11 protein-coding genes are annotated in these 17,485 nt (G+C 33.9%); all 11 read left to right on the top strand.

The window, feature by feature from the left end; translation table 11 throughout:
- The first annotated feature begins 12 nt into the window (after positions 1–12).
- On the top strand, positions 13–1,719 hold the full coding sequence (locus tag V6624_RS07055; protein WP_338841399.1) for a RagB/SusD family nutrient uptake outer membrane protein: 1,707 nt from the start codon (positions 13–15) through the stop codon (positions 1,717–1,719).
- Between the two features lie 27 nt (positions 1,720–1,746).
- On the top strand, positions 1,747–2,535 hold the full coding sequence (locus V6624_RS07050; protein WP_111288139.1) for a hypothetical protein: 789 nt from the start codon (positions 1,747–1,749) through the stop codon (positions 2,533–2,535).
- 1,167 nt (positions 2,536–3,702) lie between these two features.
- Positions 3,703–6,825: a TonB-dependent receptor gene (locus tag V6624_RS07045; RefSeq protein ID WP_338841398.1), complete on the top strand. Its 3,123-nt coding sequence runs from the start codon at positions 3,703–3,705 to the stop codon at positions 6,823–6,825.
- 11 nt (positions 6,826–6,836) lie between these two features.
- On the top strand, positions 6,837–8,345 hold the full coding sequence (locus tag V6624_RS07040) for a RagB/SusD family nutrient uptake outer membrane protein (RefSeq protein ID WP_338841397.1): 1,509 nt from the start codon (positions 6,837–6,839) through the stop codon (positions 8,343–8,345).
- Positions 8,346–8,412: 67 nt separating this feature from the next.
- Complete coding sequence (locus V6624_RS07035) at positions 8,413–9,249, top strand: hypothetical protein (RefSeq protein ID WP_338841396.1); 837 nt, start codon at positions 8,413–8,415, stop codon at positions 9,247–9,249.
- Positions 9,250–9,399: 150 nt separating this feature from the next.
- A complete protein-coding gene (locus V6624_RS07030) occupies positions 9,400–10,854 on the top strand; it encodes a glycoside hydrolase family 30 protein (protein ID WP_338841395.1) in 1,455 nt (484 codons plus the stop codon).
- Positions 10,855–10,946: 92 nt separating this feature from the next.
- Positions 10,947–12,416, top strand: coding sequence for a glycoside hydrolase family 30 protein (locus V6624_RS07025; RefSeq protein ID WP_338841394.1), 1,470 nt, complete (start codon positions 10,947–10,949; stop codon positions 12,414–12,416).
- 26 nt (positions 12,417–12,442) lie between these two features.
- Positions 12,443–13,915: a glycoside hydrolase family 30 protein gene (locus V6624_RS07020; RefSeq protein ID WP_338841393.1), complete on the top strand. Its 1,473-nt coding sequence runs from the start codon at positions 12,443–12,445 to the stop codon at positions 13,913–13,915.
- A gap of 158 nt (positions 13,916–14,073) precedes the next feature.
- Positions 14,074–15,144, top strand: a complete 1,071-nt coding sequence (locus tag V6624_RS07015) for a glycoside hydrolase family 16 protein (protein ID WP_338841392.1) — start codon at positions 14,074–14,076, stop codon at positions 15,142–15,144.
- Between the two features lie 71 nt (positions 15,145–15,215).
- The gene (locus tag V6624_RS07010; RefSeq protein ID WP_338841391.1) at positions 15,216–16,055 is read left to right on the top strand and encodes an endonuclease/exonuclease/phosphatase family protein; all 840 of its coding nucleotides are present in this window, start codon (positions 15,216–15,218) and stop codon (positions 16,053–16,055) included.
- 1 nt (position 16,056) lies between these two features.
- On the top strand, positions 16,057–17,481 hold the full coding sequence (locus tag V6624_RS07005; protein ID WP_338841390.1) for a glycoside hydrolase family 30 protein: 1,425 nt from the start codon (positions 16,057–16,059) through the stop codon (positions 17,479–17,481).
- Positions 17,482–17,485 lie beyond the last annotated feature (4 nt).

Raw genomic sequence — 17,485 nt, 5'->3', positions numbered from 1 at the left:
AATACAATTACAATGAAAAAAATAAAATATTTAGTAGCGATTTCGGCTGTATTTATTGTAGCGAGCTGTGATGATTATCTTGATACTGATAATTTGACAGAGAAGAGTTTAGAGAATTTTTACAAGACACCTCAAGATATTGAAGAAGCAACTGCTGGAGTTTACAATGCTATTTATACAAATAATGTGCATAGTGAGGAACAGATTGCAGCCAATCTTATGGATAATATGATGTTAGGAGGAGGAGGTCCTGATGATAAAACAGCTAAATGGGTTGATAATTTTGAAGATCCTGTAGATGATACCTATTTAGATATGTGGGTTCAGTCTTATAGAGGTATTGCGAGAACAAATGCAATTATAGAGAAAACGCCTCTTGCAGATTTTAGCACTTATTTTAATACTCCTGCTGAAGCTGATCAATTCAAGCAACAAGCAATTGGAGAGGCTTATTTTATGAGAGCATTTTTCTACTTCAGATTAGCTAAGTTTTTTGGAGGAGTTCCATTAATCATAACTATTGATGGGAAAAAAGATGGCCCAAGAAATACTTACACTGAAACATTTGCACAGATTGCTTCAGATTTAAAAAAGGCGATCGAGACAATGCCAGCAACTCCTTTTACAAGTATTCCAACATCTAGATACGGTCATGCTAATAAATGGGTAGCAGAAGCTTATTTAGGACGTGTATTTTTGTTTTACACAGGTTATATGACAAATATGGAAAAACAAGCTACTGAGGAATTGCCTTTGGCAGAAGGAGGGTCTTTGAATGCAACACAAGTAGCAAGTTATTTAACTGACTGTATGACTAATAGTGGTCATGCCCTTGTACCTGATTTTAGAAACCTTTGGCCTTACTCTTATGTTAATAAAGCTTCTGGAAATAATGTTTTACCATGGGCTGCAACTGAAGGTTTATCATGGGTTGGACAAGATGGTATTAGCCCAACATTTGGAACTGGAAATTTCGAGACAATGTTCGTTCAAAGATTCTCTTTTGGAGATTGGTCTTGGACAAATGGTAATATTTATACTAATAGATTATGTCTGTTCTCTGCATTACGTGGTAATTCATTAGTGCCATTTGGAGAAGGATGGGGCTGGTGTACAGTAAATCCAAGTTTATACAGTAACTGGGAGGAACGTGATCCAAGAAAAAGAGGTTCTATACTTGAAGTAGGTAAAGCAGATCAAGGAACAGCTGGTTATGCGCAAGATAAAGGAGACCATGAGACAGGATATTTCAATAAAAAATATATTTCTCTACAATATCCTAATGCAGGCGGAACTACTGTCGGAATGTTTGTTCAATTATACAACTGGTCTAATACTGATATGCAATTAATGCATGCACAAGATTTTATTTTCATGCGTTACGCAGATGTATTATTGATGCATTCTGAGATTACTAAAACAGCTGCAGGATTAAATGCAGTTAGAGCAAGAGCAAAACTGGACCCAGTTGGATATTCACTTGAAAATATTAAAGCAGAGCGTTTGCATGAATTTGCTTTCGAAGGATTACACTGGTTTGATTTAATTCGTTGGGGAGATGTTGATAATGCATATAATAGCATGATTCCTGTTAGAAATTCAGGTACTGCAGCAAATTACAGCGTAAAATATAGACCAGAAACTAAAGGTTTGGTTTCTATGCCTGAAACAGAACTTAGACTATCAAATGGAGTTTATACACAAAATCCAGGGTGGTAAAATTTAACAATATTAATATAGATAAATATGAAAATCAATAAAATATTATATCTTCTTTTGGCTCTTTTTACGTTGACTTTTTCAGCATGTGATCCAATAGTAGATGAACAGCATTTAACGAATTCTACTGACGTTGCTGGAGTTGAATTAGTATCTACTCAAAGCACACCAGGAGGAAATAAGATCACACTTAATATGACGACTCCAGGTGTGACTGGATATTGGGATTATGGTTTAGATAAAGCACTAACAAATGAAGTAACGTTTGTTTATCCTATTCCAGGAAAAGCAACATTTACTTTTGTTGGAACTCTAGGCGCTGAATTTTTTACTAAGACGATTGACGTTCAAATTGATCAGTTAGATACTCCTTTAGATCAAGACTGGTATGATTTAGTTGGAACTAATACGGCAGCTGGTAAAACTTGGGTTTTTGATGGTACACAAGGTTCTGGAAGATTCTGGTGGTTTATGTCTCCAAATGGAAGTGCTGAAAGTGCTATGACCGCTTGGTGGAATGCTGGAGATTGTTGTGCTCCAAGTGATGCACTTGGGAAAATGCATTTTGATCTGGACGGAGCAGCAAATTACAACCATTATGAAACAACAAGCGCTACACCAACAAAAGGAAGTTTTAAACTGGACATCAAAAATAAACAGTTGACTATCATGAATTCAAAAATGTTAGGTTCAGCTGCAGGTAATGCTGATGGGGTTTATACTATCGTAAGTCTTGAAGAAGATAAAATGATTCTTTATTTAAGTAATAGTGAAACATATGGAACAGGTTGGACATTTGTTTTCAAACCTGAATAATAATATTTCATGTTAGTTATTTTCGAAAAAGGAAGATTAAAAAATTCCTTTTTCGAATTTTCAAACATTATACAGCTCATTAATAAATGAATTGTATAGAAGATTTAAACTATGGTTAGTTTAAGTTAAGTTTATTGCCTGGGTAGCCCGTAATTTCGATTACGGGCTATTTTTTTTACTTATAACGGCGGTCTTTCCTCAGAATAGATTGTTTATACTCAAAAGATATTTTAATTCTTGATTCTTTTTAATTGAATTAGAATTAAGTGTTGTAATTAATGCTTATAGGTGCTTTTGAATCAATTATTAAAGACAATTTAATGAATTGAAGCTGAAGAGTAGGTTTAGTTCATTTATTCGCTTTATGGCTTTTATAAAGGCTAAATTCTAGCCTATATTTCAAGAAAAAGCTATTTTATTTTTATTTATCGAAGTATTAGAAAGGGGTTGTTCTTATAATAAATTAGATTAAATGATTATCCCTATTTTTTGCGACCTCTAGCAAGCAAATCATCTGTAAGATTTATTATTTGGTAACGCATATTATTTAATCTGTGCAACAAAAATAACAGCATGATAACGATTAAATAAACTTGTTTTTTTAGACAGAAAAAATCATTTTTAAATTCCTTGCCAATTTCTAGGCATTTTTGGCCCAAAATTCAGCTTTTTCTCTTTTTTTATCAATACAATCTCTTTGATTTTTCTTGTTTTTTATAAGTTAAAACCTATTTATTTTTAAAAAGTAAGTATTTTCTTTAGCTAATAAAATTATTGATAATGTAAAAAAAGTAAGGTAAAAATATCATATTCTTTATTTTTCTGTTCCTACAAATTTTTAGAGTCTATTTCTTGTAATTGTTTAAAGAATAAGTGTTTATGAGTGTTTTGAGCTACTACCACGTTGTAGTTTGAATATTATTTAACAAGACAGACTTTATTTTATTATATGTAGTGTTTATTTTTAAAATTAACTTTTCTTTAGTACTACTATTTGTTTTTTTATTTCTTTTAAAATCAATTATTTATGTAAAATTTGATGTGTTTTTATAATATCAAAAATTTTAATTTGATGTGTTTTTGTAATGATTTATAACTACCAAAAATGAAAATTTAGTTTTAGTATTGCATCAAATTACTAATTAATTAACCAAAATTTTTAGAAAAATGAAATTAACAAAATTACTTGTTTTTTGTATTTCGTCTCTGTTATTCTCGGTTATAGCTGTGGCTCAGGATGTCACAGTAAATGGAATAATAAATGATGAAAGTGGAATGCCTGTTCCAGGCGCAACTGTTTTATTAAAAGGTACTACGAAATCGACAGCGTCAGACTTTGACGGAAAATTTCAAATGCAAGTGCCGTCAAATGGAACATTAACAGTTACATTCATTGGTTATACTACAGTAACTGAAGCTGTAAATGGTAGAACAAAAATCTCAATTCAATTAAAACCAGAATCACAATCTTTAAATGAGGTTGTAGTTGTTGGATACGGTACTCAAAAGAAATCTGTTGTAACTGGAGCAATTTCTAGTGTAAAAGCATCAGATTTAGAAGATTTACCAATAACAAGAGTAGAACAATCTCTTCAAGGTAGAGTTTCTGGGGTTACTATTGCAGCAAATGCAGGACAACCTGGATCTTCTTCTACAATACGAGTAAGGGGTATTACTTCTTTTGGTAACAATGAGCCTTTATGGGTTGTTGATGGTGTAATTGTTGATTCAGGAGGAATTGGATATTTGAATCAGTCAGATATTGCTTCTATGGAGGTTTTAAAAGATGCGGCGTCTCAGGCTATCTACGGTGCTAGAGCAGCAGCTGGGGTTATCCTTATCACAACTAAAAAAGGTAAATCTGGAAAAATGAGTGTAAACTATAATGGGTACACTGGATTTTCTGCAGCAGCAAGAAAACTTGATTTGTTAAATGCTACTGAGTATGCAACTTTAATGAATGAAAGATATGCAAATGGTTATACAGATACTACTAAACCTTACGATCTTCCATACAAAAATGTTTCTTCTTATGGAGCGGGAACAGATTGGCAAAAAGAGATTTTTAACAATAATGCCCAAAGAATAGGTCATGAGTTAAGTTTATCTGGAGGGAATGATGTTTCTACGTTCTATGTTTCTTTTGGTTTATTGGATCAAGAAGGTATTGTAGCTACTCCAATTTCTAACTACAATAGAAAAAACATCCGTTTAAACTCAACACACAAAATTGTAAAAGGCTTAACTTTTGGCCAGACTTTAGGATATTCTCACGAAAAAAATGTTGGAATCGGAAATACCAACAACGAATATGGTGGGCCTTTAAGCTCAGCAATCAATTTAGATCCACTTACACCGGCTATTGTTACTGATCCAGCTGTTGCAAATCAATCGCCATATACACTGGATTATGTTTTAAGAGATCCAAATGGAAATCCTTATGGAATTTCTCAAAAGGTAGTTCAGGAAATGAGTAACCCTTTAGCATACATTCAAACTAGATTAGGTAATTATGGATGGTCAGATAATTTTGTAGGTAATGCTTACTTAGAAGTAGAAGCGATTAAAGGTTTAAAATTTAGAACTACATTAGGGGGTAAATTGTCATATTGGGGCTCAGAAAGTTTTACTCCACAATATTATTTTAACTCTTCTACTATTAATGCAAAAAATAATTTGAGTAGAAATACTAATAAAGGTTTTGGATGGAATATTGAAAACACTGTTTCATATGCAAAGCAAATTGCCGATCATAACTTTTCAGTTTTAGTAGGACAAGGAGCTTATGTAGATAATATCACATCTGGATCTACAGTAACTTATTTTAATATTCCGTACACTAATTTTGATGATGCGACTTTCCCAAACGATCATCCACAGGACGATATTACTGCTTCAGCTTACAATGGTTATGAGCATAAAGTAACTTCATTATTTGCAAGAGCGAATTATGATTACAAAGAGAAATATTTATTTACAGGTATTGTACGTCGTGATGGTTCTTCTCGTTTTGGTCAAAATTACAAATATGGAACTTTCCCTTCATTCTCATTAGGATGGGTGCCAACTAAAGAAAACTTCTGGCCAGAAAATAAGGTAGTAACGCAATTAAAGTTTAGAGGTGGATATGGAATTACAGGTAGTGATGCTATTGGAGATTTCAAATACTTAGCAACTATCGGTGCAGGACGAAATTATACTATTGGTAATCAAGGTTCAGTAGTGGTTGGTAATAGTCCAAATGCACCTGCGAATCCAGATTTGAAATGGGAAGAAACTAGCCAAGCAAACGTTGCTTTTGATATTACATTCTTCAATGACTTATCATTAACAACAGATTTTTATATTAAAAAATCTACAGGTATTTTACAGGATATTGACTTACCTGGTCACGTTGGTAGTACTGGTAGACCTTCTGCAAACATTGCTGATATGCAGAACAAAGGGGTTGATCTAGAACTTTCTTACCGTAAAAAAATTGGTAAAGTTGGTCTAAGCTTAAGCGGAAATATTTCTTATCTAGAAAATGAAGTAACTAATTTAGGAAAAGATATCCAGTTCATTTCTGGAGATGCTTCTTTCCAAAATATGGGCGCAGTAACAAGAACTCAAGTAGGACAATCTTACAACTCTTTTTACGGATATAAAACACAAGGAATTTTTCAAAATCAAGCAGAAATTAATGCTTACACAAATGCTTCAGGCGGTTTAATCCAACCAGGAGCAAGACCTGGAGATTTCAGATGGCAAGATCTTAATGGAGATGGAAAAATTTCAGATGATGATAAAACTTTCATCGGAAGCCCACTTCCAAAATACACATACGGTTTCACAGTTAATTTAGATTATAAAAACTTTGATTTGTTAATCTTTACTCAAGGAGCAATTGGAAACAAAATTTTCCAAGGATTACGTCGTCTAGATATTACAGATGCTAACTACCAAACTTCTGCTTTAGGTCGTTGGACAGGTGAAGGATCAACTAATTCATACCCAATTTTATCAACTGTTGATGACAATAAAAACTTCTCAAACCCATCAGATTTTTATTTAGAAGATGGTGATTACTGGAGAATCAAAACAATTCAAATTGGTTATAACCTTCCAAGTGATGTTGTTTCAAAAGCAGGTCTTTCAAAAACAAGACTTTACTTGACTGGAGAAAATTTATTAACATTTACAAAATACTCTGGATATGATCCTGAGATTGGAGGAGGAGTTTTTGGTATTGATAAAGGATATTATCCACAAGCTAGAACTATAATGGTAGGGGTTAATTTACAATTTTAAAATTAAGAATCATGAAAATTAAAAATATAAGATATTCATTCATCGCCGCTGGATTGTTACTTCTAGGCTCTTCTTGTGGTGAAGATTTTTTAACAGTTGAGCCAAAAGGGCTTCCGTTAGTAGATAATTATTATAAAGATGAAGCAGAAGCATTTTCTGCGCTGGTTGCTGTTTATGATATTATGGGTAAACAATCTAAAGGTTTTGAAAACATGATCACTATGCTAAATGCTGGTTCAGATGATTTCTACGCTGGAGGTGGTGGACCTGGTGATGGTGCTGGTATACACGCTTTTGATAACTATAAATTGGACAAAATAAATATGCCAAGAAGTTATTGGGGTGATTTTTTTCAAGGAATTGCTAGAGCAAACATTCTATTGGTAAAATTACCAGATGTAGATATGCCTGATGCTAAAAAAGCACGTTTTGCAGCAGAAGCAAAAGCTTTGAGAGGATATTTCTATTTTGAATTAGTAAGAACATTTAAAAATTTACCATTAATTCTAACTCCAATTTCGCCAGCGGAAGGGTATAAAGTTACTCAAGTTGCTCCTGAAGAAATTTATGCACAAATAGAAAAAGACTTAATAGAAGCAAAAGCTGTGCTTCCTGGTAAAGTTGATGTTCCAACAGAAGGTGGTCGTCTTTCAAAAGGAGCAGTACAGGCACTATTAGGTAAAGTTTATTTGTACGAAGGTAAAAACTCATTAGCAGCTGCTGAATTTGCAGATGTAAACGGTACGCCTGGAGGAACTAGTATGTATGGTTACAAATTGTTGACTAAATTCTCAGATTTATGGGTAATCAGTAACAAATTTAACTCAGAAGCTATTATCGAAATCATGCATACAGATAAAAGTAATGCAGATTGGGGATTCTGGGGCGGTGGAGCCGACGAAGGAAACTCTGTAAATATCATGGTTGGTCCAAGAGGATATGAAAGAAAAGATTTAACATTAGCTGATTATATTTCAGGATGGAGTTTTAATCCGGTAACTCAAAGTTTATATGATGCCTTAAAAGGAGATCCGCGTTTCGAATCTACAATTTTTGATCTGCGTGCTCTGGTTGCAGCAAATAAAGCAAAGTATGCATCTGGTGATCAGGATACAGGATATTTCTTAAAGAAATTTATGCCTTTAAACTCAGATACATCTGATGGTGGAGGAGCAACAGCTTTAAATTACAAACAAGATACTTATGCAATTCGTCTAGCAGATACTTACTTAATGGAAGCAGAAGCATTAGGAGGAACTGGAGCTAGAGCACAAGCTTTATTAGATGCAGTAAGAGCTAGAGTTGGATTGGCTTCTGTGCCAGTATCATTAGATGCAATTGCTAATGAGAGAAGATTAGAATTGGCTGGTGAAGGACACCGTTGGTTCGACTTAGTTAGAACTGGAAAAGCTGCAACTGTTCTTGCTAGTAGCGGATTTGTTGCTGGTAAAAATGAAGTTTGGCCTATTCCACAAAAAGACTTAGAGAATACACAGTTAGTTCAAAATCCTAATTACTAATTAGTTAATACAATATCATATGAAAATAAATTTAATAAAAAGACAGGGTTTTTTAGCATTGTTTTTTATGGCAGCAGTATTAAGTTTAACTAGCTGTCAGCCTGAAGATTCCATTACTAATAATGGATTAACCGATGATAATGTCGATGCTTCTTTTACAATTACACCTGTTGAAGGAAAAGTAAATACCTATAAGTTGGTGGCTCAGCCAAAAGGAGTTTTAAAATCATTATGGGATACAGGAGCTGGTACTTATGCAGGTAAAATGGAAGAAGAAATTTCTTTACCAGATGCAGGAACTTACACAATTGTACATACAGCAATTGGTACGGGAGGTACTACAGCTACTGCATCAAAAGATGTTGTAGTTGCTACATCAGATCCTTTAAAAGGAAATTTAGTGCAAGGTGGTTCTTTTGCAACTGCCGAAGATCAAGCAAAATGGACAGTGTTAAATCTTAGTGCTACAGGTGCGGCATTTTGGTCATTTGCTAATAACAGTGCAACTATTCACTCTCCAGGAGGATGGGCACAAGAAGGAATCTATCAGGCAATTGATGTTGTAAAAGACAAAGAGTATACAATAGATATGAAAGTTTCTTCTACTAGCGGTTCTGATGAAACTTGGTTTGAAGTTTACGCTGGTAAATCTGCTCCACAATCTGGAGTTGAATACAAAGACAATAAAGTTATGGGATTAAGTACTTGGGATGGCTGCGCAAAATCAGGATTCTCAGGAATGCTTTCTGTAGTTGGTTGTGTGAAAAACGATAAAACAGGAACGGTTTCGAATGTGGTTAAATTCACAGAAACAGGAAAAATCTATTTACTTATTCGTTCTGGTGGTAACACTTTTACAAAAGATGGAATCACAGTTACAAAAGTTGAGTTCCGAGGAAAATAAAAAGTTAAGTTTAAGTTTAAGTTTGGTTGTAAATAGCCCATAATCAATATGAGTATGGGCTATTTTTTAAATTCTTTAAAAGATAATAGAAAAATCAGTTTTAGATTTCTCCAAAACTTCAATTAAAAAAACGATAATAATTGGAAGCAAATGAAAAAAAATAGTCTAAAAATTTTATGCCTTTTGTTTTCCGCTGCAGCTTTTGCACAACAGCCAAAAACAAAAAAAGAATTTACAACCAGCGGTAAAAAAATCACCGTTTATACTACTGCAGAAAATACGAAGTTAAGATTAACAACTACAGATAATTTGACTTTTTCTGCGGCAAAACAACCATTAGAAACAGAATCTTCTGTTTTTGTAGAACCTTCAAAAAAGTTTCAAACTTTTATGGGAATTGGCGGAGCTATTACAGATGCGAGCGCCGAAATATTTGCTAAACTTTCAAAAGAAAAACAAGCAGAGTTTTTAAATGCATACTACGATCAACAAAAAGGTATTGGCTATTCTTTGCTAAGAACAACAATTCAAAGTTCTGATTTTAGCAGTGGAAGCTATTCTTATATCGAAGAAGGCGACAAAGATCTGAAGACTTTTTCTATTGATCATGATAGACAATATCGTATTCCTTTAATAAAACAAGCCATTCAGAAAGCTGGAGGAAAGCTTACAACTTATGTAGCGCCTTGGTCTCCAAATGCTTTCATGAAAAGTAATAAAAATGTTTTGAAAGGAGGAACTTTACTTCCTGAATACTATCAGACTTGGGCAAATTTCTATGTGAAGTTTATTAAAGCTTACGAAAAAGAAGGAATTCCAATCTGGGGAACTTCAACTCAAAATGAACCAATGGCAATACAAACTTGGGAATCTTGTGTCTATACAGCTGAAGCCGAAAGAGATTTCATTAAAAACTATCTTGGGCCAACTTTGAAAAAAGAAAAACTGGGAGACAAAAAAATTATCGTTTGGGATCATAATCGTGATTTAATGAACTACCGTGCCAATGTAATTTACTCAGATCCAGAAGCATCAAAATATGTTTGGGGAATGGGATTTCACTGGTACGAAACTTGGTCAGGCGGTGCACCAATGTTTGATAACGTAGCGAAAGTTAATGAAGCTTATCCAGACAAAAAACTGATGTTTACTGAAGGCTGTATCGAAAAATTTGATGCATCAAAATATCAATTTTGGGGTAATGCAGAACGTTACGGAATCAATATGATACATGATTTCAATAATGGAACAGTTGCTTGGACAGATTGGAATATTTTATTGGATCAAAATGGAGGGCCAAACCATGTTGGAAATTTTTGCTTTGCACCAATTCATGCAGATACGACAACAGGTGAGCTAATTTACACACCTTCATATTATTACATTGGACACTTTTCTAAATTTATTCATTTAAATGCAGTAAGAGTGAGCACTGCGGTAAGCAGAAGCGCTTTATTAAGTACTTCTTTCCTAAATGCTGATGGAACTATGGCGACTATTGTTATGAATCAGTCAGCAAATGAACTTACCTATAATTTGATTATTGGAGCTGAAAAAGCGGAAGTGAAAATTCCACCGCGAGCTATACAAACGCTTGTTTATTAATATTTTGTAGTAAGATAAGAAGAGGACTAATTTGAATCATCCATATTAGTCTTCTCTTATTTTTTAATTTAAAAACTATTTTTTAAAACAACATGAAAGTCACCACACAAATATTTCTATCAGCCTTTATACTAATGCAATTAAGCTGTTTTACTTCAAAACTAACAGCTCAAAAAAGCAATGCCTCTTCGCAAAAAAACAATAAAATAAAGGTTTTTACTACTGCCGAAAATACAAATTGGAAATTGTCATTATCAAATGATTTAATTTCAAACAACACTACACAACAAAAGACATCAACAGTATCAATCATTGTAAATACTGAAAAAACAGACCAAACCTTTCTTGGAATCGGAGGCGCAATTACAGATGCTAGCGCCGAAGTTTTTGCAAAATTATCTCCTAAAAAACAGCAAGAATTCTTAAATGCTTATTACGATAAAAACAAAGGTATTGGTTATACTTTAGCTAGAACTAACATTCACAGCTGTGATTTTAGCAGTGACAGTTATACTTATATTGCAGAAGGAGACAAAGACTTAAAGACTTTTAATATTGATCACGATCGAAAATATAGAATTCCGTTAATCAAAAAAGCAATTAAAACAGCCGGCGGAAAACTGACGTTGTTTGTAAGTCCGTGGAGTCCCCCAGCTTTCATGAAAGACAACAACGATATTTTGCACGGCGGCGTTTTATTGCCTGAATTTGCTGCATCTTGGGCATTATATTACGCCAAATTCATTAAAGCCTACGAAAAAGAAGGAATTCCTGTTTGGGGATTAACAGTGCAAAACGAGCCAATGGCAAGACAAAGCTGGGAATCTTGTATTTATACGCCTGAGGCTGAAAGAGATTTTCTTAAAAATCATCTTGGACCAACTTTAGAAAAAGAAGGATTAGGATCTAAGAATGTAATTATTTGGGATCACAATCGTGGCGATATGCTGACTACAAGAGCAAATCTTGTTTTCTCAGATCCAGAAGTTTCTAAATATGCATGGGGAATTGGATTTCACTGGTATGAAACCTGGAACGGAGGTCCGCCACAATTCGAATCTGTAGCTAAAGTTCATGAGGCATTTCCAAATAAAAATCTACTTTTTACAGAAGGATGTATTGAAAGATTTAATGCTTCAAAATATCAATTCTGGGGAAATGCAGAACGTTACGGAACCAATATGATTCATGATTTTAATAACGGAACTGTAGGTTGGACAGACTGGAATATTCTTTTAGATCAAAACGGAGGGCCTAACCACGTTGGAAATTTCTGTTTTGCGCCAATCCATGCTGATACAACAAAAGATGAATTAATTTATACTCCAATGTATTATTATATTGGACATTTCTCAAAATTCATTAGACCAAATGCAAAAAGAATACTGGAAACCATAAGTGACAAATCATTGTTAAGTACTTCTTTTAAAAACTCTGACGGACAATTGATTACTATCGTAATGAATCAATCTGAAAAAGAGATTGTTTATTCATTAGAAAATCAAAAGACAAAAACGACTATTACAATTCCGGCACACGCTATACAGACTATTGTATACTAATTGCCAACTAACTAAAAACCACAAAAATGAAATTTAATTTAAAAAATACTATAAAAGCATTTTTCTTTATGGCAGCCGTACTGGCTCAAGTAAAATGCTCTTCTTCAAGTGATCCAGTAGAAAATCCTCCAGTAGATCCTCCAGTTGTAAATCCACCTGTGGTAGTTACAAACGATGTTGATTTCTGGCTGACAAAAGGCAATCAGAGTGCTTTATTGGTAAAACAAGGTGGAGTATTGGGCTTTGGCACAACAGCAAATGCGTATGCTAATATTGAAGTGAATGCATCTCAAAAATATCAGACAATTGATGGTTTCGGATATACTTTAACAGGTGGAAGTGTCGAAGTAATGAATCAATTAAATGCGACAAGAAGAAGTGCTCTTTTACAGGAATTATTTGGCACGGGCGAAAATTCAATAGGAGTAAGCTACATCAGAATCAGTATTGGAGCGTCAGATTTAAATGCTGAACCTTTTACATATAATGATCTCGCAGCAGGAGAAACCGATTTGAATCTGGCTAAATTTAGTTTAGAGAAAGATAGAAATCTAATTACTATGCTAAAAGAAATTATAGTAATTAATCCTAAGATTTTAATCTTGGCAACTCCTTGGTCAGCTCCAGTTTGGATGAAAGACGTCGCTAGTTTTAAAGGAGGAAAATTGAAAACGGAATATTATGATGTTTACGCTAAATATTTTGTAAAATACATTCAGCAAATGAAAGCGGAAGGAATTACAATTGATGCCATAACGCCTCAAAACGAACCTTTACATGATGGCAATAATCCAAGTATGTATATGTCTGCGGCAGATCAGGCAAGTTTTATTAAAAATAGTTTAGGGCCTGCATTTAAAACGGCAAATCTAAGCGTAAAAATTATTGCTTACGATCACAATTGCGATAATCCAAATTATCCAAAAGCAATTTTGGCAGATGCAGATGCATTTCCATTTGTAGACGGATCAGCTTTTCATTTATATGCAGGAGACATTAGTGCTTTAACGAATGTATATAATTCTTATCCAGCCAAAAATGTATATTTTACAGAACAATGGACTTCTTCTGAAGGTAGTTTTGATGGCGATTTAAAATGGCATGTTCGAAATGTTATTATTGGATCAATGCGAAACTACAGTAAAAATGCATTAGAGTGGAATGTAGCAAACAATGCAAATTTCGGGCCTCACACAGATGGAGGCTGTACAATGTGTAAAGGTGCTATAACAATAACATCTAGTGATAGTTATCAGCGCAATGTTGCTTATTACATTATTGCACACGCTTCAAAATTTGTTCCTGCTGGTTCGGTGAGAATTGATAGTAATTCTGGAGGAAACTTGCAAAACGTAGCTTTTGTGACACCTTCGGGTTCTAAAGTTTTGATTGTTGAAAATGATGGATCTGCGACAGAAACTTTCAATATTAAATTCAACGGAAAATGGGCTACAACTTCGTTAGAAGGGGGGGCAGTTGGGACTTATACTTGGAAATAATCGCATAAAATTGATATTAAAAAGATATTTAATGCGACTTGATAGTTTCAATTGATTCTTGACTTTGTTATTAACAAAAGCAAAAAGTAAAATAAAAAATATCTATATTGATACTCAATTTATTAACTCAAACCACTTAAATTTTAATAACGATGAAAATGATTAATCTTATAAATAGAGCGGGTATTTTTACACTCATCTTACTGTTTGCATTTCAATCTTGCAGCAGCAACAGCGACTCAGGAGATGACACGCCAGTAATTACTGCACCAACAAATCTTTCTGTTCAAGTTGATGTTGTAGGTAAAACAGCAGAAAATCCAAATGGAGACGGGAGCGGAAAAGTAAAATTAACAATTAGCGCTACTAACGCAACATCATATAAAGTATTGATTAATAATGAGCTTAAGGAACTTACAGATGGAAATTTAACTTATGAATTTACAGCATCTGGAACTGCAACATATCCTATCATTGTTTCTGCTTATAACGGATTAAAATATGTAAGCAAATCGACTTCAGTAAATGTTTTTGTTGCAAGAAAACTAATCTGGTCAGACGAGTTTAATGTTGATGGAGCGCCAGATACTTCAAAATGGGGCTACAATACAGGAACTGGCGACGGTTGGGGAAACAACGAATTAGAATATTATACAACTCGTTCTGAAAATGTAAAAATTGAAGGAGGTCTTTTGAAAATTACGGCAATTAAAGAAGACTATATGGGAAGTAAGTACACTTCTACAAGAATGTTGACAAAAGGTAAATTTTCATTTAAATATGGAAGAGCAGAAGTTCGTGCAAAATTGCCAGTTGGTGGCGGAACATGGCCTGCTTTCTGGCTTTTGGGCGATAACATTGATACTGTAGGTTGGCCAGCATGTGGAGAAATAGATATTTTGGAATCAGTTGGAAACAATCCAGATGTAATTCATTCTTCATTGCATTCTCCAGGGCGTTCTGGAAATACGCCAGATACAAAGACGACTGTAGCTACAAATTCAGCGACAGAGTTTCATATTTATGCAGCCGAGTGGAGTGCAGAAAACATCAAATTTTATGTAGATGATAACTTATTCTACACTTATAAAAACTCTAGTACAACTCCGTTCAATGAAAAATTCTTCGTTATTCTAAATTTTGCAATGGGAGGAAATTTTGGAGGAGCGGTAGATCCAAACTTTACAAGAGCAACTTACGAAGTAGATTACGTGAGAGTGTATAATTAACATAAGTTTTAAATAGTTTTTAATCTGTAAAGCCATGGAAATACTAGCTTTACAGATTAAAATTTTTAAACATGAAAAAGATAAACAAACTTGTTTTAGCAGTAATGCTGCTTTTGGCTTCAAACTCATTTTTTGGTCAGAATTTAAAAATCATGACCTACAATATTCGTCTGGATGTTGCTTCAGATGGAGAAAATGCTTGGCCAAACCGAAAGGATTATTTTAATTCTCAAATACAATTTTATAGTCCAGATATTTTTGGTGTGCAGGAAGCAACGCCAAATCAAGTTTTAGATATTGCAGCGGCTCAGACCAATTACAATAGATTTGGAATTGGAAGAGAAGAAAATGGAACCGGCGAGGCTTGTACGATTTACTATAAAAAAGATCGTTTTAAAGTAGAACAATCCAATACTTTTTGGCTTTCAGAAACACCAAATGTAGTTTCAAGAGGTTGGGATGCAGCTTGCAACAGAGTTTGCACATACGGACTTTTTAAAGATTTAAAAACTAAAAAATTATTCTGGGTTTTCAACTTGCATTTGGATCACATGGGTGAAGAAGCGAGAATGAAAGGTGTTCAGCTTGCTCTTTCTAAAATGGCAGCACTAAACACCAAAAATTATCCAGCATTTTTAATGGGTGATTTCAACTCGGAATCAAATACGGCTCAAATTGGTGAAATCAAAAAAGTAATGGATGATACCAAAGATGTTTCTAAAGAAAAACCTTTCGGACCTTCAGGAACTTTCAACGATTTTAAACATAATGAACCTGTGACATTATTATTGGACTACATTTTTATATCAAAAAATAGTGGACTGAACATACAAAAACATGCAGTGTTAAGTGATTCTAAGGATTTAAAATATCCATCAGATCATTTGCCTGTTTTAATAGAAATAGATTAAAATGAAAAACATCAACAAAAAACTTCAAATCCTAGTTTTATTGCCTCTTATCGCAATGCAATTCAACTGCGGATCTTCAACAAATGCCTCAAAAAATACAGGAAAAGTAGCATCTTGGATTACCACAACAGATGAAACTTCCAAACTTAAACAACAGCCTGAGTTAGTTTTTACTTCAGAAACAAATTCAAATCAAACCATTGAAGTAAATCCTTCAGAAAAATTCCAAACTATTGAAGGTTTCGGATTTTCATTAACAGGAGGAAGTGCTCAAGCCATTAAAAAACTAGATAAACCAAAAAGAGAAGCTTTACTTCAGGAATTGTTTTCTAGAAAAAATGATGCAATTGGTTTAAGTTATTTAAGAATAAGTATTGGAGCATCTGATTTGAATGAAAAAGTTTTTTCGTATGATGATATGCCAGAAGGACAAACCGATTTAAAATTGGAACATTTCAATCTTGGTCCAGATTTAGATGATGTAATTCCGGTTTTAAAAGAGATTTTAGCTATAAACCCAAAGATTAAAATAATGGGTTCTCCGTGGTCGCCTCCAGTTTGGATGAAAGACAACGGAAGTTCAAAAGGCGGAAGTTTACAGCCAAAATATTACCAAGTTTATGCGGAATATTTTGTGAAATATATTCAAGCAATGAAATCGCACGGAATTGTAATTGATGCGATTACGCCTCAAAACGAGCCTTTACATCCAGGAAACAATCCGAGTTTGTTAATGTTGGCAGAACAGCAAGCAGATTTTATTGGAAATCATTTAGGTCCCGCTTTCGCGAAAGCAGGAATCAAAACCAAAATTATTGTTTACGATCACAACTGTAACAAACCTGAATATCCTTTGACAATTTTAAAAGATCCGAAAGCAAATCCGTTTGTTACAGGATCAGCTTTTCACTTATATGAAGGAGATATTAGCGCTTTGACAACTGTTCATAATGCTTTTCCGAATAAAGATTTGTATTTTACCGAACAATATACAGGAACAGGAACTAATTTTGAAACGGACTTAAAATGGAGTGTGAAAAACGTGGTAATTGGTTCAATGCGTAACTGGAGTAAAAATGCGCTTTCTTGGGGATTAGCAAATGATGAGTTTTACAAACCTTTCACGCCAGGAGGATGTTCAACTTGTAAAGGAGCCTTGATGATTGATCAAAATCAAAATATCAAACGAGAAGTAGGATATTATATTATCGGACACGCTTCTAAATTTGTTCCAGAAGGTTCAGTGAGAATTGGAAGTAATATAGTAGGAAATTTACACAATGTTTCTTTCAAAACTCCGTTAGGACAAATTGTTCTAATTGTAGAAAATGACGGAACTTCGACAGAAACTTTTAATATTAAATACAACCAAAAACAAACTTCAACCTCACTAAACGCAGGTGCAGTTGCAACTTACGTTTGGTAAAAAT

Origin of the sequence: Flavobacterium ginsenosidimutans, assembly GCF_037478105.1 — a bacterium.
GTDB lineage: Bacteria > Bacteroidota > Bacteroidia > Flavobacteriales > Flavobacteriaceae > Flavobacterium > Flavobacterium ginsenosidimutans.
The sequence above is the reverse complement of the archived record's forward strand: the minus strand, read 5'-3'. Positions and strand labels throughout refer to the sequence as shown.